Annotated in this window: 19 protein-coding genes and 1 pseudogene; 8 read left to right on the forward strand and 12 right to left on the reverse strand. The window is 66.3% G+C overall.

Going from position 1 to position 21,379, the window contains the following annotated elements:
* Positions 1-27 precede the first annotated feature (27 nt).
* The 4 genes from AC4D2E_RS16940 to AC4D2E_RS16955 form a co-directional block, all read right to left on the reverse strand.
* The gene (locus AC4D2E_RS16940) at positions 28-3,447 is read right to left on the reverse strand and encodes an error-prone DNA polymerase (protein WP_490953379.1); all 3,420 of its coding nucleotides are present in this window, start codon (positions 3,445-3,447) and stop codon (positions 28-30) included.
* Positions 3,447-5,072 (reverse strand): DNA polymerase Y family protein, encoded by a 1,626-nt coding sequence (locus AC4D2E_RS16945; RefSeq protein ID WP_490953346.1) that lies wholly within the window; start codon positions 5,070-5,072, stop codon positions 3,447-3,449. Before AC4D2E_RS16945 ends, AC4D2E_RS16940 begins: the two co-directional genes overlap by 1 nt.
* On the reverse strand, positions 5,069-5,860 hold the full coding sequence (gene imuA' / locus AC4D2E_RS16950; RefSeq protein WP_490911574.1) for a DnaE2-dependent mutagenesis accessory factor ImuA': 792 nt from the start codon (positions 5,858-5,860) through the stop codon (positions 5,069-5,071). The genes AC4D2E_RS16945 and imuA' overlap by 4 nt, the downstream gene beginning before the upstream one ends.
* Before the next feature lie 98 nt (positions 5,861-5,958).
* Positions 5,959-6,351: a DUF5997 family protein gene (locus AC4D2E_RS16955; RefSeq protein ID WP_104167530.1), complete on the reverse strand. Its 393-nt coding sequence runs from the start codon at positions 6,349-6,351 to the stop codon at positions 5,959-5,961.
* Positions 6,352-6,405: 54 nt separating this feature from the next.
* Between AC4D2E_RS16955 and AC4D2E_RS16960 the strand changes: the two genes are divergently transcribed.
* On the forward strand, positions 6,406-7,110 hold the full coding sequence (locus AC4D2E_RS16960; RefSeq protein ID WP_490953347.1) for a LysR family transcriptional regulator substrate-binding protein: 705 nt from the start codon (positions 6,406-6,408) through the stop codon (positions 7,108-7,110).
* Between the two features lie 133 nt (positions 7,111-7,243).
* Here AC4D2E_RS16960 and budC read toward each other — a convergent pair whose 3' ends face one another.
* The 3 genes from budC to AC4D2E_RS16975 all read right to left on the reverse strand — a co-directional run bounded on the left by budC (position 7,244) and on the right by AC4D2E_RS16975 (position 10,171).
* Positions 7,244-8,011 (reverse strand): meso-2,3-butanediol dehydrogenase, encoded by a 768-nt coding sequence (gene budC, locus AC4D2E_RS16965; RefSeq protein ID WP_490953348.1) that lies wholly within the window; start codon positions 8,009-8,011, stop codon positions 7,244-7,246.
* A gap of 200 nt (positions 8,012-8,211) precedes the next feature.
* Complete coding sequence (locus AC4D2E_RS16970) at positions 8,212-9,612, reverse strand: GntP family permease (protein WP_104167527.1); 1,401 nt, start codon at positions 9,610-9,612, stop codon at positions 8,212-8,214.
* 40 nt (positions 9,613-9,652) lie between these two features.
* A complete protein-coding gene (locus AC4D2E_RS16975; RefSeq protein ID WP_104167526.1) occupies positions 9,653-10,171 on the reverse strand; it encodes a gluconokinase in 519 nt (172 codons plus the stop codon).
* A 148-nt stretch (positions 10,172-10,319) separates the two neighbouring features.
* On the opposite strand from AC4D2E_RS16975, the gene AC4D2E_RS16980 reads away from it, so the two are divergent.
* Positions 10,320-11,039, forward strand: a complete 720-nt coding sequence (locus tag AC4D2E_RS16980; RefSeq protein ID WP_490953349.1) for a FadR/GntR family transcriptional regulator — start codon at positions 10,320-10,322, stop codon at positions 11,037-11,039.
* A gap of 414 nt (positions 11,040-11,453) precedes the next feature.
* Here AC4D2E_RS16980 and AC4D2E_RS16985 read toward each other — a convergent pair whose 3' ends face one another.
* Positions 11,454-11,897 (reverse strand): hypothetical protein, encoded by a 444-nt coding sequence (locus AC4D2E_RS16985; protein ID WP_490953350.1) that lies wholly within the window; start codon positions 11,895-11,897, stop codon positions 11,454-11,456.
* A gap of 344 nt (positions 11,898-12,241) precedes the next feature.
* Here AC4D2E_RS16985 and AC4D2E_RS16990 point away from each other — a divergent pair, with 344 nt between their 5' ends.
* The 4 genes from AC4D2E_RS16990 to AC4D2E_RS17005 all read left to right on the forward strand — a co-directional run bounded on the left by AC4D2E_RS16990 (position 12,242) and on the right by AC4D2E_RS17005 (position 15,450).
* Positions 12,242-12,502: a DUF6221 family protein gene (locus AC4D2E_RS16990; RefSeq protein WP_490953351.1), complete on the forward strand. Its 261-nt coding sequence runs from the start codon at positions 12,242-12,244 to the stop codon at positions 12,500-12,502.
* A gap of 5 nt (positions 12,503-12,507) precedes the next feature.
* Positions 12,508-13,275 carry a helicase associated domain-containing protein gene (locus tag AC4D2E_RS16995; RefSeq protein WP_490953352.1) on the forward strand — a complete coding sequence of 256 codons (768 nt, stop codon included), beginning with the start codon at positions 12,508-12,510 and terminating at the stop codon, positions 13,273-13,275.
* 1,124 nt (positions 13,276-14,399) lie between these two features.
* A complete protein-coding gene (locus tag AC4D2E_RS17000) occupies positions 14,400-14,645 on the forward strand; it encodes a DUF2188 domain-containing protein (RefSeq protein ID WP_490953353.1) in 246 nt (81 codons plus the stop codon).
* A 73-nt stretch (positions 14,646-14,718) separates the two neighbouring features.
* Entirely contained in the window at positions 14,719-15,450 is a 732-nt protein-coding gene (locus tag AC4D2E_RS17005) for an SOS response-associated peptidase (RefSeq protein WP_490953354.1), read from the forward strand.
* Here AC4D2E_RS17005 and AC4D2E_RS17010 read toward each other — a convergent pair.
* Both AC4D2E_RS17010 and AC4D2E_RS17015 read right to left on the reverse strand, forming a co-directional pair.
* Positions 15,447-16,427, reverse strand: coding sequence for a hypothetical protein (locus tag AC4D2E_RS17010; RefSeq protein WP_490953355.1), 981 nt, complete (start codon positions 16,425-16,427; stop codon positions 15,447-15,449). The genes AC4D2E_RS17005 and AC4D2E_RS17010 overlap by 4 nt on opposite strands.
* Positions 16,428-16,478: 51 nt before the next feature.
* The gene (locus tag AC4D2E_RS17015; RefSeq protein ID WP_490953356.1) at positions 16,479-17,210 is read right to left on the reverse strand and encodes a hypothetical protein; all 732 of its coding nucleotides are present in this window, start codon (positions 17,208-17,210) and stop codon (positions 16,479-16,481) included.
* A gap of 414 nt (positions 17,211-17,624) precedes the next feature.
* On the opposite strand from AC4D2E_RS17015, the pseudogene AC4D2E_RS17020 reads away from it, so the two are divergent.
* Both AC4D2E_RS17020 and AC4D2E_RS17025 read left to right on the forward strand, forming a co-directional pair.
* A pseudogene (locus tag AC4D2E_RS17020) lies at positions 17,625-18,314 on the forward strand (DNA/RNA non-specific endonuclease).
* A 240-nt stretch (positions 18,315-18,554) separates the two neighbouring features.
* Complete coding sequence (locus AC4D2E_RS17025; RefSeq protein ID WP_490953357.1) at positions 18,555-18,974, forward strand: hypothetical protein; 420 nt, start codon at positions 18,555-18,557, stop codon at positions 18,972-18,974.
* Positions 18,975-19,075: 101 nt separating this feature from the next.
* Here AC4D2E_RS17025 and AC4D2E_RS17030 read toward each other — a convergent pair whose 3' ends face one another.
* Both AC4D2E_RS17030 and AC4D2E_RS17035 read right to left on the reverse strand, forming a co-directional pair.
* Positions 19,076-19,369: a 4-fold beta flower protein gene (locus AC4D2E_RS17030; RefSeq protein WP_490953358.1), complete on the reverse strand. Its 294-nt coding sequence runs from the start codon at positions 19,367-19,369 to the stop codon at positions 19,076-19,078.
* 120 nt (positions 19,370-19,489) lie between these two features.
* On the reverse strand, positions 19,490-20,734 hold the full coding sequence (locus AC4D2E_RS17035; protein ID WP_490953359.1) for a hypothetical protein: 1,245 nt from the start codon (positions 20,732-20,734) through the stop codon (positions 19,490-19,492).
* Between the last annotated feature and the right edge of the window lie 645 nt (positions 20,735-21,379).

Here is a 21,379-nt window from a genome sequence, read left to right on the forward strand (position 1 = left end):
GGGGGCCCTTCGTCGTTCCCCGACCCGTCAGCGGAAGTCGCGGGACTTCGTGGTCGCCCTGAGCTGCAGGACCTCGATGCGGTCCGCCACGACATTGACGATCCCCTCCGCAGACCGCTCGAGGACGCCCCTGACGATCACGCTGCTGGCCTCCCGGGCGACCCGGCGGTAGCGCTGCCACACCCCCACCGAGCAGATGACGTTCACCAGTCCTGTCTCGTCCTCCAGGTTCATGAAGGTGATCCCGCTCGCCGTCGCCGGCCGTTGCCGGTGTGTCACGACTCCCGCCACCTCGATCCGCCGGCCGGACTCGGACGTCCTGAGCTCCTGCGCGGTCAGGGCTCCGCGGCGCTTCAGCCTCGCCCGGGCGTGGCGCACGGGGTGATCATCGGGGGTGATGCCCGTGGACCACAGGTCGGAGCCCACCTTGTCGATGTCCGAGAGTTCGGGCATCAGGGGAGGCTGGATATAGACGGCCGTGCCCCTGATCTGGCCCTCGCGCTCGGTGGACGCCGGCCCGGCGTTCCAGAGTGCCTCGCGGCGGCTCAGACCCATCGAGTCGAACGCGCCGGAGGCGGCGAGGGCCTCGAGCTGGCCCGCGTTGGCCCCCGTGCGGCGCGCGAGGTCCGGCATGTCCTCGTAGGGCCCGTTGCGATCCCGGTCGGCGACGATCCTCTCGGCGAGTCCCACCCCGACGGACTCGACACTGGCCAGCCCGAGCCGCACGGCATAGTTGCCGTCGCGGCGGTGGGGTGTGGAGTCGAACGGCGTGCCCTGGTCGAAGTAACCGACCGGCGGCTGCTCGTCCTCCGTGCAGCAGTCCCTGCCGGTGGTGCGTTCCGCCGGATCGTCGGCAGGCTCGTAGCCCTCGAGCGGCTCGAGGTCGGCGTGCACCCCGGAGTGCAGGATGTCGGGCCGCAGGACCACGGCTCCGTGCCGCCGGGCGTCGGCCACCAGCGTCTGCGGTGAGTAGAACCCCATGGGCTGTGCCCGCAGGAGCGCGGCGAGGAACGCCCCGGGATAGTGCAGGCGCAACCAGGCGCTGACGTAGACCAGCAGGGCGAAGCTGATCGAGTGGCTCTCCGCGAACCCGAAGTTCGCGAAGGCGTGGATCTTGTCGTAGATGGTGTCCGCGACGTCACCGGTGATCCCGTTGGCGGCCATGCCCTCGTACAGCGTGGCCTTGAGGGAGTCGATCCGCTCCTCGCCCCGCTTGGACCCCATGGCGCGGCGCAGGAGATCGGCGTCCGCTCCCGAGCACCCGCCCACCACCATCGCCATCTGCATGAGCTGTTCCTGGAAGAGCGGGACGCCGAGGGTCCGCTCGAGGACTGGTTCGAGGTCGGGGTGGATGTACCGGACTTCCTCCTCGCCCATCTTCCGTTTGATGTAGGGGTGCACGGCCCCGCCCTGGATCGGTCCGGGCCGTACGAGGGCCACCTCGATGACGAGGTCGTAGAACTGCCGGGGCTGCAGCCGGGGGAGCATGCCCATCTGGGCGCGGCTCTCCACCTGGAAGACACCCACCGAGTCGGCGAAGCACAGCATGTCGTAGACGCCCTGCTCCTCCTTGGGGATGGTGTGCAGTTCCCACTTCTCCCCGAGATGCCGTTCCACGAGGTCGAAGTTGTACTGGATGGCTGCGAGGATGCCGAGGCCCAGCAGGTCGAACTTCACCAGCCCCATCCAGGCGCAGTCGTCCTTGTCCCACTGCAGGACCGTCCGCCCCTCCATCCTTCCATGCTCGATCGGGCATACTTCTCCCACGGGGCGATCGGTGAGCACCATCCCGCCGGAGTGGATCCCCATATGGCGGGGGAACGTCAGGACCTCCTGCGCCAGGCCGACCACGGACTCGGGGATGTCGTGGTCACTGCTGGAGACGAGCCCGCCCCACCGCTCGATCTGTCGGGACCAGGCGTCCTGCTGGCCGGGACTGTGGCCGAGGGCCTTCGCCATGTCCCGGACGGCGAACTTGGGACGGTAGGTGATGACATTGGCCACCTGGGCAGCGTTGAAGCGACCGTACTTCCGGTAGACGTACTGGATGACCTCCTCACGGCGGTCCGAATCGAAATCCACGTCGATGTCGGGCTCCTCGTCGCGCATGCTCGAGAGGAAGCGCTCGAAGGGAAGCCGGTACTTGATGGAATCGACGGCGGTGATCTCCAGCAGGTAGCACACCGCCGAATTGGCGGCCGATCCCCGCCCCTGGCACAGGATGCCGTTCCGGCGCGCATAGTGCACGAGGTCATGGACGATCAGGAAGTAGCCCGGGAAGTTCTTGCTCTCGATGACGTCCAGTTCGCGTTCGATGCGGTCGTGGACGTCGGTCCGGCCCCTGTAGAGCTTGTCCGCCCCCTGCCGGACGAGCTCGCGGAGATAGCTCATCTGGGTGTGGCCCTCGGGCAGGTCGATGGCTGGCAGCCCGGGCCTGACGCTGCGCAGGGTGAAGGAGAGATCCGCGGCGATATCCACCGTGCGCTCCACCGCCCCGGGATAGTCCAGGAACCGCCGCGCCATCTCCGCACCGCTGCGCAGGTGGGCGGCGCCGGCCGCGGGAAGCCAGCCGTCCATCTGGTCCAGGCTCCGGCGGGCCCTGACCGCGGCCAGGGCGGAGGCGAGCCGGTGCTGCTTCGGTGTCGCGTAGTGCACGTTGTTGGTGGCCACGGTGGGCAGCCCCACGCGGGCCGCGACGGCGCTCAGGGCGTCGTTGTGGGCCGTGTCCAGGGGGTTGCCCTGGTCGATGAGTTCGACGACGACCGACTCCCGGCCGAACAGGTCGACGAGCCTCCGGAGTTCGGCCTCGGCCGCGGATTGGCCCGTGGCGACGAGCGCGGAGCGGACCGAACCCTTCCGGCACCCCGTGAGGATCATCCATTGACCGGCGGCATGCCCCGCCAGGCGTTCGAGGTCGTAGCGGGGCTTCCCCTTCTCGGCGTCCGCGGCGAGTTGGGCCTCGGTGATGGCCGTGGCCAGGCGGTGGTAGCCGGCCGATCCACGGGCGAGGACCAGCAGGTGCTGCCCTTCCGGATCGGCCTCCCCGTTCTGCGGCCTGGACAGGCCGAGCGAGAGTTCGGTGCCGTACATGGTCGAGATCCCCGGGTACTTCTCGGCGGCCTCCGCGAAGCGCACCGCACCGTACAGCCCGTCATGGTCGGTGAGGGCCATGCCGGTGAGCCCGAGCCGCTGGGCTTCCTCGGCGAGGTGCTCGGGGCTGGAGGCGCCGTCGAGGAAACTGAAATTGGAGTGGGCATGCAGCTCCGCATACGGCACCACGGGTCCTTCGGGGACAGGGACCTCGGCCGGGACGGTGTAGGGCTGCCGCTTGCGGGACCAGGCGGGGCTGTCGCCGCCGTCGGCGCCGACGGGCGGCGCGCCGGGCCGGGTGCCCGAGAGATTCCGTTCGAAGTCCGACCACGGGATGGGGGGATTGTTCCAGCCCATCAGTCGTAGCTCGCCTCGACCCACCACGCGTGATCCTCGAGCAGCAGCAGCCAGGCCGATCCCGAGTGGTCCACCAGCTGGAAGCGGCTGAGCACGCGCCCCTCCGGGTCCCACCAGCGTTCGTTGATCGGCCACGGGCCGGCCCAGGAGTGCACGGGCCGCCGGTCGTCGTGGGGGCCGGCGCTGAAGAAGGAGGGATCGGCGGTCAGGAGGCCCCGGGGATCGACGTCGACCGGGTTGCCCCGGGCATCGACGACGACGGCGGGCAGGGGGGCGGCGAACACCGTGGCCGGTGCTGGGCCGGGCAGGCGTCCGGGCCAGGGCTGCGTGCGGTCCCTGACCCGTGCTGTCGGGGACTGCGCCGGCGTGTCCCCCCACGGGATGAGGACCCGGCGGTCCGCGAGGAGCCGGCCCCCGGCGATGATCCCGGTCAGCACGGCGCCGTGGCCCAGCATGCTCTGCACGCGGGCCAGTCCGTGGTGGATCCCCTCGTCCGGTCCCGTGCCCCACAGTCCGTCCGCATGGTCGGCGAGGTCCTCGACGATCTCGGGCACGAGGTGGACCCGCGTGATGCCGGAGGTCAGGCCGTGGTCCGAGGCGTTGGTCCCCTGGAGCTGCCAGCGCACGCGGTCCACGACGTCGTCGGCGTCGAACCAGCGCGGATGCCGCCACTGGCGCTCGGACACCTCTCCCGACTCCGTGTGCAGACGGACCTGCAGCGCCGTGCACACCAGTCCGGCCTCCCGCAGTTGGTCGACGAACTCGCCGGCCCGGGTGCGGAACGCGAAGGCCAGCTGGTCGATGCGCGCGAGGGACGGCTCGAAATCTGCGGTGGCGTCGAGGTGCGGCGGAGGTCTCCGGGCGACGACGTCCCGGTGGTCGAGTCCGCTCGCCCGGCGGTGTGCGAGGGCGCCCTCGACGCCGAAGCGGTTGCGGACGTCGGAGGCATCGAGGGCCGCGAAGTCGGCGAGGGAGCGGATGCCGAGACGCTTGAGCAGCACGGTGAGCTTCGGCTGTTCGAGGACTTCCAGGGGGTAGCTGCCGAGGAACCAGGGCGAGCCGCCCTCCGGGATGACGACCAGCTGCTCGACGTCGTCCTCCAGCTCGTCGGTGGCCCTGGCGGCCTGCTCGGCTGCGAACGGGCCGTCCGCGATGCCGATCCGCAGGTCGGTGAGGCCGATGGCCGCGAGGGTCCGGAAGACCACGCCCGCGGCTCCGCGCTCGCCGCCGTAGTAGCGCGCGGGGCCCTTGATCCTGATGGCGCACAGCCCGGGGCGGATGACCTGGACGCCGGGCATGATCGTCTCCACGGCCGCGGTGACCGGTTCGAACGTGCGCTCGTCCAGCGACGGGTCGTACGGGAGTGACACGAGTCCGGTGCTGCGGGCCTGGGCCTCCCGGATGCGCAACCCCCTCCTCACGCCGTCCTGCCGTGCTGCGGGGGAGCACGCGAAGACCTCCCCCCGGTCCACGAGGACGAGTGCCGTGTCGGCGGGCAACGCGTGCTCGCGCAGGGCCGCCGTGATGGGCCAGTCGGGGCACCAGAGCATCATGGTCCGGGTGGCGGGCACGGTCCCCGCAGCTGCTTCGGTCGGCGGGGACGCTGCCGGCGGCGGAGTCGTCATGAGGACTTCATCAGCCGTGGTTCGAACAGGGTGGACGCCGGGCCGAAGGAGGTCTGTGCGAGGGCGGTGGACGCCGATGCCTCCGGAGAGGCGTCCTGCAGGTCCGCCAGTCCCACGTAGGCGTGGCGGAGCCGTCCGGAGGGCTGGGTCGCGGTGATCTTCAGGCGCCGGGCCCTCAGGTGGCCCGATCCCGAACCGAGGCCCTCCCAGGCGCTCTCCGCCACACCGAGCGTGGAGTCGCTCTGCTTCCAGTTGCCGAGGGTGATGAGCGCCGTTCCGCGCTGCCGGAGGCGTGCCTTGAGCCGGGCCCATTCCGTGGGTGCCAGGTGGTCCGGGGCCCGGGTCAGGATGATGGAGACGACGTCCACGAGGGCCGCGGTGACCGTGAGCCACTGGGAGCCGGGATCGGGGACCAGGATGAGGCGGTCGAGGTTGATGCCGAAGCCCTGGGCCGCCTCCACGCTGAAGTCCGGCATCCCGATGACGCTGCACCACGCGCCGGTCGAGGAGGGGCCGGCGAGCAGGGCCATGGCCAGGGTGGTGGAGTTCCGGACGGTGTAGGAGCCCCCCGACTGGAGGCCGCCGCCCGGCAGGATGTGCGCCAGGGCCGGAACCGTGGGCAGGCGTCGGGAGTCCAGCGTGCCGGCCTGCATGCTGTTGATACGGGCCTGGAGGTCGAGGGTGGTGTCCGGGATTCCCCGACCGCCTGCCGCCCCCGGACGCGTCGTCCCGGCGTCGGGGGAGGGCTCCTCCCTGTCGGGGGCAGAGCCGGCAGCTGGAGGCGTCACTCGTCAATATTCGAACAGGCGTTCGAATAAGTCAATCGTCGCGTCTCAGCCCCGACCTGGGTCCTGTGTGACGGATGGGACTCTGTTCCGTGCAGTGTTCAGGCGTCGGACGCCTTGCGTGCGGCATCGCGTTCCTTCACCCGTGCCGCCTCCGCGCGGACGGCCGCCTGCGTGGCCCGCTCCGCGACCAGCCATGCGGGCGGGTCCTGCAGCAGGGCGGTGATCTGCTCGCTCGTCAGGGGATCCGTGAGGCCGCCCCGGGCCAGCCCGCCGTTGGAGATGCCGAGCTTCTGCGCGACGACGGGACGCGGGTGCGGGCCGGTGCGGCGCAGCTCTGCGAGCCACTCCGGCGGGGTCTGCTGCAGTTCGTTGAACTCCGCGCGCGTCAGCTCGGTCTCCTGGAAGTCCTGGGGGGCGGCGGGCAGGTAGATTCCCAGTTTCTTGGCCGCCGTGGCGGGCTTCAGGGTCTGGGGGGTTTTCGCGGGAGTCATGATCCCAGCTTAACCGTCCGCCTCGCCGTCGCCGGTAGGCGCTACTGTGATCAGATGCCCGCAGACCCGCCCAGAACCCTGTCCGTCGGCTTCGTGCCGGGCGTGACGCCGGGGAAGTGGGTGGCCCGCTGGCGTGAACGGCACCCCGACGTGAACCTCGCACTCCACCAGCACGACGACGCCCTGACGGCGCTGCTGGACGGATCCGACGACGTCGTCTTCGTCCGTCTGCCGGTGGAGCGCACCGGGATCCACCTGATCCCCCTCTACGAGGAACAGCCCGTCGCGGTCATGTCACGCGACAACGAACTGTCCCTCTACGACGACGTGCCGCTCGGGGAACTCGAGGGCGAGCCCCTGCTCGACATCGAGGAGTGCGGGGGGCCGAAGACGGCCGTGGAGGTCGCCGCGACCGGCGCCGGCGTCGTCGTCCTGCCGATGTCCCTCGCCCGCCTGTACGCCCGCAAGGACGCCGTCCACCGCCCCGTCCCGGGGCTTCCCGTGACGACCATCGGGATCGCTTGGCGTGTGGAGGACGAGTCCGACGACGTCGAGGAGTTCATCGGCATCGTGCGCGGACGCACGGCCCGGAGTTCACGGCAACCCTCGCAGCGTGAGGCCCCGAAGAAGACCGCGTCCCAGAAGGCCGCCGCGAAGAAGGCAGCGGCCGGCGGGAACACCAGGGAGCAGAAGGGGGGCGGGAAGGCGCAGCCGGGGAAGCCGGCGCGTCCCACCGGGTCCCGCGGGAGACGGCGCTGACCTCCCCGTAGCAGCCGACCTCCCCGCGGTGCGGGCCTGCTCGGTGCGCGGCTGCGGCGGGTGCGGAGCGCAGGACCCGCTCTACCCACGCAACGAAGCCCGGGAGGGAGGCGCCGACATCGTCAGGGCCGGCTCAGGCCTGTGCGGGCTGACCGTTGCTGGCCATGGTGCCGCCGTCGACCGGGAGGACCACCCCGGTGATGAAGCGTGCGTCGTCGCTCGCGAGGAAGGTGATCGCGGCCGCGACCTCGTCCGGCAGGCCTCCGCGTCCGAGCGCGATACGCGCCGCGAACTCGTCGGAGAGTTCGTGCGGCTCGCCGTCCTCGCTCGTGAGGTCCGTCCAGATGAAGCCGGGCGCGACGGCGTTTACCCGCACGCCGTCCTTGCCGTGGTCCAGCGCGACGGCACGCGTGAAGTTGCTGACCCCGCCCTTGGCCGCGTTGTAGGCGCTCATGCGCCAGTCCGCCGCGACACCGGAGACGGAGGACACGTTGACGATGCACCCCCTGCTCTCCAGCAGGTACTCCAGGGCCGCCTTCGTCCCGTAGAACACCCCGGACAGGTCGGTCTCGATGACGCGGTGCCACTCCTCGACGCTCGTGTCCCGGACGGTGCCCTTGGAGATGGTGCCCGCGTTGTTGACGAGGACGTCCAGGCGCCCGTACCGCCGCACGGTCTCCTGCACCATGAGGGCCACCTGCCCGGCGTCGGACGAGTCCGCGGTCACCGCCGTCGCGCGGTCCCCGGGCAGGGAGGCGACGACGGCGTCGATCTTGTCCGCGACGGAATCCGTCAGGACCACCCTCGCCCCTTCGGCGACGAAGCGCCGGGCCGTCGCCTCGCCGATCCCCGAGCCGGCGCCCGTCACGATCACGACTTTGCCGTCGAATCTCTGCTCCATGCCGTGCTCCTCCTGGTCAGCCGGGCGGCCCGTCGATCCGTCCGGGCCGTCCGGGCCGTCCGATCCACCGTGTCACCGGGCGTCCCCGGCCGCAATGGCCGGATCCGGTACCCCGCCCGGCCCACCACCTGCTACCCGGGACACGGAGAGGCCCGTCCCGCACGATGCGGGACGGGCCTCTGGGTGGTGCTGCCGCGCTGTCAGGCAGCGGAGGCGAGGGCGAAGACGGCGGTCGCGATGGCGAAGCCCATGACGCCGATCGTCGTCTCCATGACGGTCCACGTCTTCAGGGTGGTCTTGACGTCCATGTTGAAGAAGCGGCCCACGAGCCAGAACCCGGAGTCGTTGACATGGCTCGCCACCACGGAACCGCCGGCGACGGCCACCACGAGGGCCGCCAGCTGCAGGCCGTTGTAGTCACCGGCCAGGATCGCGGGGGAGATGAGGCCGGCGGCGGTGGTCAGTGCCACGGTCGCCGAGCCCTGGGCGATGCGCAGGATCGCGGCGATCAGGAAGCCGGCCAGGATGATGGGGATACCGAGATCGCCGAGGACCGCGGCGAGTGCGTCGCCGATGCCGCTCGCCCGGAGGACGCCGCCGAACATGCCGCCGGCGCCGGTGATGAGGATGACGGAGCAGACCGGGCCGAGCGCCGATTCCAGCGTGCTCTCCAGTGCGGTCTTCTCGATCCCGCGGCGGCGGCCGAGCACATAGGACGCCACGAGGAGGGTGATCAGCAGGGCCACGGGGGTCTCCCCGAGCATGCGCAGGAACTGGAACCACCCCTGCTCGGTCACGCTCTCGTCCACGGCACCCGAGCGGGCCAGGGTGTTCAGGCCCGTGTTGAGGAAGATCAGCGCGAGGGGCAGCAGCAGGATCCCGACGACGGTGCCGAACTTGGGCGGGTTCGCCTCGGCGTGCTCGTCGGCCGTGCCGAGCAGTTCGGGGACGGGCAGGACGTACTTCCTGCCGGCCCAGAGCCCGTACAGGTAGGAGGTCACGTACCAGGTGGGGATCGCGGCGAGGAGGCCGACCATGATGACGAGGCCGACGTTCGCGCCGAAGAACTCGGAGGCGGCGACCGGGCCCGGGTGCGGGGGCACGAAGATGTGCATGACGGAGAAGGCACCCGCGGCGGGGAGGCCGTAGCGCAGCACGCCGCCGCCGAGGCGGCGGGCGACGGAGAAGACGATCGGCAGCATGACCACGAGGCCGGCGTCGAAGAAGATGGGGAAGCCGAAGATCAGCGAGGCGACGCCGAGCGCGAAGGGCGCCCGGTTCTCGCCGAAGACCCGGATGAGGTAGTCCGCGAGTACCTTCGCGCCGCCGCTGGTCTCGACCAGGCGGCCGAGCATCGCGCCGAGGCCCACCAGCAGCGCCACGGCGCCGAGCGTCGATCCGAAACTGCTGACCATCACGGGGACGATCTGCGACGTGGGGATCCCGGTGGCGAAAGCGGTGGCGAGGCTGACGAGGATCAGCGAGACGAACGCGTGGACGCGGAGCTTGATGATCAGGAACAGCAGCGCGAGGATGGCGGCTGCGGCGATCAGGAGGAGCGGACCGGCGGTGAGGCTCTGGGTCCATCCTTCGATGGGCATGTTTTCTCCGTTGAAAGTAGTGCGGATCGGGGGTGGGGGGTCAGTTGCTGGGCAGGTCGAGCCGGTCGATGACGTCGGTCGTGACGTCGTCGGGCGTGCCGGTGTTCTGGATCCGGATGCCCAGCTCGTCGGGTTCCAGGGGTTCGAGCGTGCTGATCTGCGAGGGCAGGAGCGATTCCGGCATGAAGTGGCCGCTGCGGGTCTTCATGCGCTCGAGGATGAGATCGGTGTCGCCGAGCAGGTGCACGAACCGCACCCGGCCCTCTGCTCCGGTGAGGAGGTCCCGGTAGGAACGCTTCAGCGCTGAGCAGGTGACGACGGTGCTGCGGCCCGCCCGCGCCTGGAGGGTCATCCAGTCACGCATGGCCTCCAGCCAGGGCCAGCGGTCCTCGTCGGTGAGCGCGGTGCCGGCGGTCATCTTCGCGATGTTCGCGGCGGGGTGGAAGTCGTCCGCCTCGGCGAACACCCACCCGAGCCGTTCCGTGAGTCGGGTGGCGATGGTGGTCTTGCCGGATCCGGAGATACCCATGACGACCACATGGTGTGGCTGTGCATCCATGCTGACTCCCTTGTCGGTGCTGTGGAACGGTTCGCGATCTGAGTAAAGGTAACACCTTTCAGATCAAAGGTAGTACCTTTTCGGGTGTGAGTGATCGCTCTATCGTTAGGGAATCGGTCAAGTGGCCGCCGGCGCCTGGAGGAGGACGATGACGTCGCAGTCAGTACCCGCGGGATCACCGCCGGGAGCAGCCGCGGTGTTCCCCACGCGGATCATCGACGCGCTGGGCCAGGACATCGCGGACGGCGTGCTGCCCGAGGGTGCACGCCTGACGATCGAAGGCCTGCAGCAGCAGTTCGGGGTCTCGCGCACCGTGGTGCGGGACTGCATGCGCGTCCTGGAATCGATGAACCTGATCGTGCCCAAGCGCCGCATCGGGCTCGTGGTGCAGGGCCCCGAGCGGTGGAACGTCTACGATCCCCGCGTGATCAGGTGGCGGCTCCACGGCCCGGGGCGGGCGGACCAGTTCCGTTCCCTCACGCACCTGCGCCGCGCCGTCGAACCGGTCGCGGCGGCGCTCGCGGCCCGGCACGCCTCCGGGGCACAGCGCCTGCGGATCGCGGCGCTCGGCGAGGACCTGCGGCGGCTGGGCGAGGCCGGACTGCTCGAGGAGTTCCTGGACGTGGACATCGAGTTCCATACGCTCGTCCTCGAGGCGAGCGGCAACGAGATGTTCCTGGCCCTGCGCGAGGTCATCGCCGAGGTGCTCGCGGGCAGGACGCAGCAGGGACTCATGCCGCACAATCCGAAGGAACATGCGCTGCAGGCGCACGAGCATGTGGCGTTCGCCATCAGGGACGGCGACGCGGCGGCCGCCGAGGCATGCATGGAATCGCTCCTCGCCGAGGTCAGCGAGGCCATCGACTAGTAGGGCGAGCAGAGGCCCGAGGGTGCGGCAGTTCCACGCTTCCCGATCTATTCGAGGCAATACCACTCGGAGGAAAAGGTTCTCGTGATCTGGCTGCACAGGCGACATACGTGGGCACACAAGGGTTATGCCCAGCCTTCCCGCGGGATCCTGACCGCCGTACGCGTGTACGCAGTTGCGTGTGCCTGCTTACGGATGGCCTTCGAGGGGTAGCGGACCCACGCATGCACTCGGCGTGGCTCGGGGAAGTCGCTGGGCCCCCAGTTCTCTACGTCGAGCTCGGCCGCGGTGCGCGTGTACGCAGTCGCATGACGAACTCCTCGATTCGCTCGTCCATCAGCCTGGCGTAATGCTTGCCGTACCTTTCGAGCCGCTCACAACCGCGTCACGCCCCGATCGTTGCCTGCCGCCGGTTCAGAACCCGTCGACGCCGATGACGCGGCGCAGCTGCCAGTCCGTCGAGCGCGGGTCCGCGCTCATTTCGAACTCCAGCACCGGGGATGCGGGTCCGGTCTGCGCCTGAAACCGCCAGGACCGGGTGCCAGCCGTGCCACGAGCCTCGTACAGGGGAGTAGGGGTAGAGGCGGGTCCTGGTCGGTTGTCCGGGCTGAACCCGGAGACGGGGGATCCGATGACCTGCCAGAGGCCACCCCGCCAGCGCAGCGCCAGCGGGAGTCCCGAGGGCAGGAACCGGACGGCCGCGGCCTCATCGAGCACCAGACCGGCACCCAGCCCACCATCGGTTCCACTGTTGGCCCCACCATTGGCCCCACTGCCCGTCCTGCTGCCTGTCCTGCCGTTCTGTGTGGGGGTGTGTGGGTGGGTGGTGTTCCTGCGGTGGGTGGCCGTGGTCGCCATGGTCTGCTTCTCCTGATCCGTTTTGCCGTCCTTTGGACAGGCTCCTTAAAATAGAACACAAGTTCGATTATTTGGAAAGCTGCACCTGATGATTCGGCCCGGTTGCTGACACATGGGGGTGTGGGGCATCCCCATGAGTCGGGTGGAGCCCGTGAGGGGTTCACTGCCGTCCACAGCGGGGGGGGGGGCGCCGCACCCCCCCCCGCTCCGCGGGTCCTCTGGTCGCCCTCGGCACCATGAACCGCACGAACAGTACGGACCGGACAGGCCGGACGGATCACACAGGCCAGACGGACTGGATGAGTCAGGTGGACGAGCCGGGATCCGGCGGTCAGGGGGACGCGATGGATGAGCTCGCTGCGTTCATCCTGGCGCGTGTCGCCGACGATCTGGAGGTCCTCGCCGGGGCCGGCGTGATGCCGGCACAGGTGGGGGAGCGGTTGCTGGTCGAGTGTGAGGTCAAGCGCCGCCTGGTCGGACACGTCCAGAGCATCGACGGGGCGTATGAGCCGGCCGGGGATCAGGACTACAGAGGCAAGATCCTCGAGTTGCTCGCCCTGCCCTGGGCCGCACACCCCGCCTACAACCCGGACTGGGCAACCTGACGCCCATGAAGACCCCCATCCAGGCCCCTGCTGACCCGATGGAGACGCCATCAGAACGCCCAAACGACCTGATGACGGCTCCCGTGTTCGTGGATGAGCCGATCATGGCCGAGGACGAGGACCTGTGGGCGGGGTGTGAGAGCAGGCAGGAGTGGCTGCTGATGTACTCCCGGGGAGTCCCTATCCCGGTGATCGCCGCCTGGTGCAGAGTCAGTGTGAAGCGCGTGATCCGCGCCGTCGACCGGAAGATCGAACGCGACCCGGCGTGGTTCGACCGATGCTGGCTGATCCATGACCAGCCCGCATGGCCTGCGAATAGGAAGCACCGCCGGCGCACCCGGGAGCAGTCGTGGTGGGAGCACTACGCGCGCCTGGCAGGGCATGTGCGCGAGCGCGGGGGCATCCCGGCGCAGAACGACACTCAGGACAGTCGCGTGCTGTATCGGTGGGTGGAGAACCAGCGCAGGAACTACGACGCCGGCACCCTCACCCCCGACCGGACCGAAGCCCTGAACGCGGTGGGGGAGTGGGTGGGTACCCGGAGGGGTAATGCTGACGCGCTGTGGGGGCGGCGCCTCGAGCAGGTCCGCCAATTCCGGGCTGATGCTGGGCGGTTCCCGATCTACGACCGGGACCGGCACCCGGACGAGAAAGTCCTCGCCGTGTGGATAGGTCGGCAACGCACCTGGCAACGCAAGGACCGGCTACGACCCGACCGCCTCCAAAAACTCAACCAGACCCTGCCCGGCTGGTATTCCTTGCGCCACTGTTAGCCGCCGTCGATTCAAACTCGTCGTGGTTGGCGGCAAGGCGCTTGTTCTGACCCACCCTGCGGACAGTACGAGGGGCCGCCGACAATCAGACCCTGATCGTGATCCCTCCTCTAGTCCCGGCCCGCACCCGTGGAGGCTGTGCACAACCACCGCTCGCTCGAGGTGAGCTGCCCGTGTCGGTGACGCAGGTGGGTGTGTGCAGGCGGGTCCGTGGTTCCTGCTGTCCCCCTGTGTGCGGGCCAAGCCGCGAAGCGAGGGGGAGCTTGGGCCGTGCCCAGGTGGGCAGGAGGCGCGCCAGGATTATGGACTCGACCCGGCCAACCCGGGCGGCTCATCTATGCACGCGGCTCGGTGCGATCGTTCGGAGTTTTGCCAAGTGCAACGTCCCCGCTCTCTACAGATCTAGAGGTCGAAGGCGCACAGCCCAAGGAAGCTACGCGGAAGGGAGGCAGATGCGGCAGTAAAACGTACAAGAAGATGCGCCGCCGGTGGCTCGCGACACGCCGTGAGGAACGCGACACGAACTTTTTCTGCCTGTGAGGAAGCGCTCCACAGGGCTGTGGGCGACGCCCCTGCGAGAGCCGCGATCGGCTGATTTCCGGGCTTTCCGATCGGCCCCGTCTGTGGACATCGTGTGGACGACGACCGCCCCGAATGACATGCTTGTAATACATCATCTAGGGGTTGGCATCACGGACTGGCACTAGATGTAGTATCGAAAGCGTCCAAGGCCCAGTTGCCGATGGACACGAAGAAGCGCACGGAGTCGACACTCCATGCGCTTCTTCAATAAAAAATCGCGACACCTGCCCAGCGGTGAAAGTCACCGCCCGACGGTCCCGCAATCGTGTGGTTTGTTCTCAATCTTTGGCGAGAGTTGGAACGAGCTAAGCGTATGAGCGGCGTGTACGAGAGTCAAAGGCTCCCGTCACGATGACGGACCTGGCAGTCGCGGGAGAGGAACGATGCCTTATGGCTACTCGCGTAGTCCGCATCCGCATCAAACGGACCATCCGGATCCAGCCCGTCCGTCACTGACCCCTCCCGGTCAGTGACACCGCCGACCGCACCCCACGCTCGAGGGGTGCGGCCGGCGCCCATCTCATACCCATAGGAGTACCAGCATGACTTCCAAGCAGGACAACAGCCGCCACATTGTTCCCTCGGACAAGGGCGGATGGGACGTCAGGAAACCCAACGCAAGCCGGGCTTCCTCGCACCACGACACCCAGGCAGACGCCATCAGCCGCGGACGGGACACCATCCGCAACGCAGGTGGCGGCGAACTCAACATTCACGGCAAAGACGGCGCTATTCGCGCCAAGGACACCATTCCCAACGGGAACGACCCGCGCAAGAGCAAGGGATAGACCATAGTGAAGGTCGGCAGGGACACCTGCCGACCTTCACTATGCGTCACCTACACGGGGCGGAATGGCGAGCATGTGTGGACGCTTCGTAATAGCAGGGAACAAGGCCGCTATCCGGGATGCGTTCAGCGTCGACGAGTCCTTCCAGGATGAACTGAAGCCTTCGTGGAACGTGGCCCCGATGCAGGGGATCCCGTTCGTGTCCGAGCAGCTGCGCGAGGGTGAGCTGGTGCGCCGGCTCGAGATAGCCCGGTGGGGACTGGTGCCTGTCTGGAGTAAGGACCCCAAGGCCGGCGCGAGAATGATCAACGCCCGCAGCGAAACGGTCGCGGAGAAGCCGTCGTTTCGCACCGCCGCCGCCAAGCGCCGCGCACTGATCCCCGCGAATGGGTACTACGAGTGGCAGAAGAACCAGGACGGGACGAAGACCCCGTACTACCTCCACGGCGAGGACGAGGAGCAGTTGCTGGGTTTCGCGGGCCTGTACGAGTTCTGGCCCGACCCCACCAAGCCCGAGGACGCCGAGAACAAGTGGCTCGTGACAGCGACGATACTCACCCGTGCCGCGCATGATGCGCTCGGCCACATCCACGACCGCACGCCGGTCATCATCCCTAAGGATCTGCAGGATCAGTGGTTGGACCCGACCATGACCGAGCGCGACCAGGTGCAGCACTTCATCGACACCATTCCCGAACCCAACCTTGTCCCGCGGATCGGCGGCAAAGAGGTCGGATCAATCCGCAACAATGGACCGCAACTCATCCAGCCGATCAACGATAGAACTGATACCGGCGGTAATTAGGGGCTGATCGCTTTCGAGGGCAGTGGGCGTTCAGCTTCTAGGAGTGCCAAGTTAGAAATTATCGACGCTGGGTCTGCTTGTAATCCAGGGTGACGCTTGTAGGTCGCGACCTGTTCCGACGTGAGGATGGTGGTGACGATCGTAGATTTACCATCCGTGTCGGGGTACTTGAGAACGAGGATTGCGCCAAGAAGACAAGCCGCTTTCTCAATGTCACCGAGCGAAGTGATCAGGCGCGCCGTGGACTGAGACCGTAAGTCATCGACGGATGCTTGAAGCTTCTCTACCGTCGCCAGTTCCGCAAACTGCTCTAAATCGCTGGCAATGCGAGCCGCTTGCTTACGAACGAAGAGTGGTCCTTCATCCCTCCACCAGGCTTTGAAATCAATACGAATCGACCCTCGTACGACCTCCGAAACGCGACTGTTGTAGCCCAGTTCCCACATGACCGCTTGGACTGCAGCTACAACCTCGACCGCTTGAAGAGCATCGTCTGTGCTCAAGTACACGGAGGCAATAGCGTCGTGATCCCACCCTCTGTGTCTTGCCTCGTTCGCGTAGTGCCTGAGGATCTCCGCGAGGACCGGCTTCTCCTGGTCGGTAACCACCAAGACGTCCTCCCATGAGGGAGTAGCAGCAGCTCGCTCGCTGAGAAGTTCGGGGTCGTGCAGCAGGTTGAGCGCATCTAGTTCTGCTGCATCAGAGCTGTCCCAGGACCCACGCGGGATTTGCAACGCCGTGACGGACGGTTCCGGTATCGGTTGAGCTTTCGTAGCGCGTGTAGCGGGCTTGTTCGTGTTCCGTGCGAGAGCAGAGCCCGAAGCCTTTCTTGTCTGCTTGACGGTCGTTTTAGGTAGTGCTTTCGCAGCGGCCTTCGTCACTTTGCCGTCCGAGGATGCACGCAACATCTTCGATGAAGCCTTACCGGACGAACCCGCACGGGTGATGTGTCCGAGCTTGCGTCGCTTGAAGGCCATTGTCAGATGCTAGCAACGTCGCCCTCATGCGACTCACCCGATTGCTCAAGTTCACCTGCGATGGAGGTCAGAGGCCTTATCGCGTTCCTTCAGATCCCGCTTCCTCAGCAGTTCGACGCCATACCGAACCTCGTCGACGCTGCCTAAGTGCTCAGCTTCCTCAAAAAATAGGTTCTGATTTCTGTCTAAGTAGCCATACTTGACCTCCCACGTACTCCCAGGTGCGGGAATCAGTTGACCGATGATGAGATCGTTCGACCTCCAGGAAACGGTGAGAATCGAGTCGTACATGCCCTTGTCAGTGCGGAGCGCCCCATAATTCGTGCGGAAGGCCACGCCGCTAGCCGTCCCCTTCGGTGGTCCTGCTTCAGCTTTTTCTTCGTTCTTGGCTTTGATTTTCTGGCTCAATCGCTCGTCGAGAGCTTTCCGGCCAACCAGTAAGAAACCGAGCCAAACTCTCACTGCCCGAAGGACTCTGCCGATGCCGGAAAAGATCCATCTCGGGAGCGCAATCCACACCCGATCGCGTATCGGTTTGATGACGAGCGAGATGACCAAGAGAGCTAAAGCCACCCAGACACCGACACCCAGAAAAACTATCGAGTCTTGTTGCTCACGAGTGAGCTTGGTGGGAGCATCCGTGGCGAAAAAGTTGTACTCAAGGTAGTGCGATGCAAAAGCGGCAGGAACTACGGTCACAGCCGCGGCCCCCGCAGCGATCAAGACCCCGATGAGAATCTGCCGGCCGATGCTGGAGCTGCCTTCAGGCCTCTGTCCTGTCACTTAATAGATGCTATCCGTACTGGGTGCGGACGGCCTCAGCGTTGCGTTGGGGTACACCTCAACGCAACAGCGCAGGTCTTCTGAAATCCTGTCGCTCTAGGGTCCCGGATAGGTTTTTGCAACGGAAGCGAGCAAGGGTCTAGGCCTCGTGCAACGTCCGAGAGCTGGCTCGTGATTCGCTAGGCCGGCCGTCTCACTTCTGGTTGAACTGTTCATCGTGCTGTCACCTGTCGCTGATAGCTTCACCGGATGGACGCCACTCTGCCCACACCTCAGACCGCACACCACGCCACGGCCGGGAGTCTTGTCGGTCGTGAGGGGTTCGACGAGCAGTTCCTCGGAGTTCCAGTGCCTGTGCTCGCGCTGGTCGGGGTCGAGACGGTCCTGCTCCCGTACACGCACTTTTCGGTGCTGATGCGGCCGGATAAGCGTCTGGCTGCTGTCACGGCGCTCGGTATCGACGGGGCGAAGCTCATGGACCTGGATCGCTCGGGTATCGACTGGCGGTTGGATCCGCGGTTGCCTGAGGACCAGCAGACGGGGGAGCGGGTCTACGCGCGTAACGACATCGACCGTGGACACCTGGTACGTCGGGCATCGGCGGTCTAGGGCGATAATCGCGCTGAGGCGGCGACCGCGAACGAGGACACGTTCCACTACACGAACGCTGCCCCGCAGGCCGCGAAGTTCAACCAGGGCCTCGAGTTGTGGCTGGGACTTGAGTCGTACCTGCTCGAGAACGCCGCGGACAACGGGCGGCGCCTGATCGTGTTCACGGGCCCGATCTTCAGCGACGTCGACCCCGTGTACCGGGGCGTGGAGATCCCGTTGCGGTACTTCAAGGTCGCCGTGTTCTTGCAGGGAGGGGCACTGGCGGCGACCGGGTACGTCGTGGACCAAACCCCGCAGCTCAGCGACCTCGATGACGTGCTGAAGCCCGGCGCCGTTGGTGATGCTGTCGGGGATAACGCACCGCCGTTGGGGCCGTTCCGGACTTTCCAGGTGCCGATCCGCGACATCGCAGCCCTCACCGGGCTGGACCTCGATCAGCTGGTTGCGGTTGATCGGATGCCGATCGCCGGGCCCTACCCAGCGCGCGCGTGACTTCCGCCTGGCGGGAGCTTTCCAGCCCTGCGTCCCTCGACCTGGACTTCGACCTCGAGGACTGACCGGACGCAAGCGGCTGTTCATCTGTCAGGAGGGATGGCGAGGTGAAAGATTGGTCATCCATCTGTGGACGGGTGGAGCCCGAAGGGTGGAGCTCAAAGCCGTTCACCTGTGGGTGAGCTACCGCATCGCGCGGTCGATTCGCTGCCTGAAAAGATGGTGCTCTACCTTCTACTCATGAGCGATCTAACGGTGGTCATCCAACCTGCCAAACGGACCGAGATTCGGAATCTGCCGTATGAGGGCGCGGGGGCTGGATATTCCATCCTGGGTGAAATGTTCAACGCATCGCGCAGGGGTCAGGTGATTTACAACCGTGGAGTTTGGTCCGTGTCGCGGCCCCACACGAACGCGGTCATCTTCGGACTGGCTGAGCGCTACGGGCGGGTCAAGGTCATCCAGCACGGTGGCGTCGACAAGTGCGTCGATCAGTGTTGGGACCGCGGCAAGCCTGAGAATACATGGCTATGTGAATGCGCATGCGCGGGCAGGAATCACGGATCGGGCGAGCCATACGCGCACACGGTCGGCGGCAACGGACCGGGCGGGTCGCTCTCGGTTCAAGCCAGTGAGCCTCGTGAATTTTATGTGCCATAACGGGCTCCGTCCAGACACTCCGGATCTGTAGCCTGGCCCGCCGGAGGCGGTGGCTGCAAAGGCGAATGGACGCGCGGTCGGCATATCACGTTGTTGAACGGCTAACGGAGTTTGTCGAATACATCCCGGTAGGGACAGCCCTGGTTACCCCTGTTTCCGGGATTCCCAGGGTTTCCAGGACTCCCTGGGTTCCCCGGATTCCCTATGTTCCCGAAGCTGCCCATGTGTTGGTCCACCACTTGGTCCTTGTAAAGCTCTCCGACGTACTGACCACTAAGGCGGTGCACGTGGGTTCCGTTGAGTTGGCCAATCGCCTTCCCGTTGAGTGAATGGACGAATCGACCTCGTATGAAACCGACTGCTTTTCCCGAGGTGGCATAGATGTAGTTAGTCATGAACAGATTCTAAACTTCACCTACGACATCTATGTGTGATCTGCAGGGTTCCAAAACGACCGTATCTGCGCCGCCCTCATCCGCTGCCCGCAAGCCGGTCCCTCATGGAAGGATCTTGATTCACTGCAGGCCGGCGCAGCAGAAGCGGTTCTTTCTCCCGCTACCGCAGCCGCAAGGTCCGTAGACCCCGAGGCGAGAACGTGCCTGCTCGTCGATCTCTGGCTCGACGAGTGTGCGCGGGTCGGCATCCCAGATCAACTCACCAGCTGTGACGGCGACGGTCATTGCTGGCTGGGTCGGTATATCCCAAGGCGACGCCGTCTCGGCATCGCTCTCTGCTGCCGCTGTTTCGTCGCGACTTGCGTTGGATGCGGGCACTCGCGTAACGCGGTCGAGTTCGTCGGCGGCGGTGCGGTTGTGCGCGACAAGGGACGACCAGATGCGTTGAGGTCCTTTGCGCCGGCGTGAGAAATCGTCGAGGAACGTACCAGCAACTGTAAGGGCGGTTGCCGCGCCGACTGTCCCGAACGTGACGTCGGCGGCAAGGGCGGCCGCGATGCCGTACTTGTTTCCGGTGAGCGAAGCCCCTAAGCGAGTGAGCAGTCCCTCGGAGGCGCCTCGTTCTGCTTCCGCGATCAGTGGGCGCAGTAGTGCGTTCTCCTGGTCCCTGAGGTACGCCTCTGCCTGCATAGCATCTTCGACTGGGGTGGCCTGGTAGACCTCATGAAGTGTGCTTCGGAACTCTGCGAACGAATCGTCGTCGTGAATGTCTCGGACTAACCGTGGGCTGAGACCGTGGAAGATCGGCAGACCCGACCGCAGGACAGATTCGACAACCCTCGTTGAGCTTCCGACGATGGGAGTGATTCCTTCGCGACAAAGGAATCGCTCGTGGTCGAACGGAGCGCTGTAGGTGACGTCGTAGGCATTTGCCAGTGTGTACTCGCGGGAGAAATATCGGATGCCGTGATCGATGGCTCTCTCGATTTGAGGGCCGGGGTTTGTGCCCGGGGCCATGGCAAAGTATCCGCGAACGTTGTCCTCAGCGGCAATCTCGGCGGCCCCGAATCTGTTCGCATACTGGAGTGGGTCTTGGAGGACGCGCGCGCGTACTTCGCGTCGCAGTTGGTCGATGGCGGCCTGCCGCTCGAAGTAGAGCGGTTCAGACGCAACGGGGACGACAATGCCTGCTTCGATGAGAGGGCGCATGCGAATCAGCGCCGGTATCACGGTGCACAGGAACGCGCGGGTTCGTCGAGTTCGGGTTTCTGCGTCGTCGTCTGGGTGGCGATAGCCACGGCGAGCAGCGATCATGTGCTCGCCGTGGCTATCGCCACCCAGAGAACCAATCAGCGATGGGATCACGCACGAGAACCTGTCCGCTGTAAAGCAGGCTCGAAAGGATCAGGTCGCCACCGAGTAACGCGAAGTTTGCTGAGGGCCAACCCCCCAGGTAGATGGGGTGTGCGTCTTGCTGAATCGTCGGGGTGTGGCTAGCGGACAATTCTCGCACCCGCTCACCAAACGCTTCGATGTCGCGTCCGGGGACGGTGGAGAAGTCAGCGTCCTCTCGCGCGGTGAGGTAGTTGTCGATGACGTCAAGCGTGGATAGCACGTGATTATCATCCCTGTAATGGTGGACATCCTCGGACGACACAGCGGTGTGGCCAATAACTGATCGGCTGTGGTTGACTCCCTTCCTCGTCAGAGGGCTCGACGATTACGAACGCGTACTGGCCTCCGACGTCCGCTACTGCTTCGTTCTCAACCCCCGGGAATTCGTTCAGCGAAGCACACTTCGTGGGCGCCTCACTAACGATCATGTGGTCGGTTGGCGCGATCGCGTGAAATAGCGGGCTACAACGCCATGACGAAGAGCCGGCGCGGACGCCCGCAAGCCGGTCCTTTGACGCGCACCCTGCAGCTGTAGTCCTCTTACCTGTCAGCACGACAGTGGCGGTTGGCGTCTTACCCGGACGTTGAAAATGTACGGGAAGGTGCCATGTGCGT

Source organism: Arthrobacter sp. TJ-265, assembly GCF_058269135.1.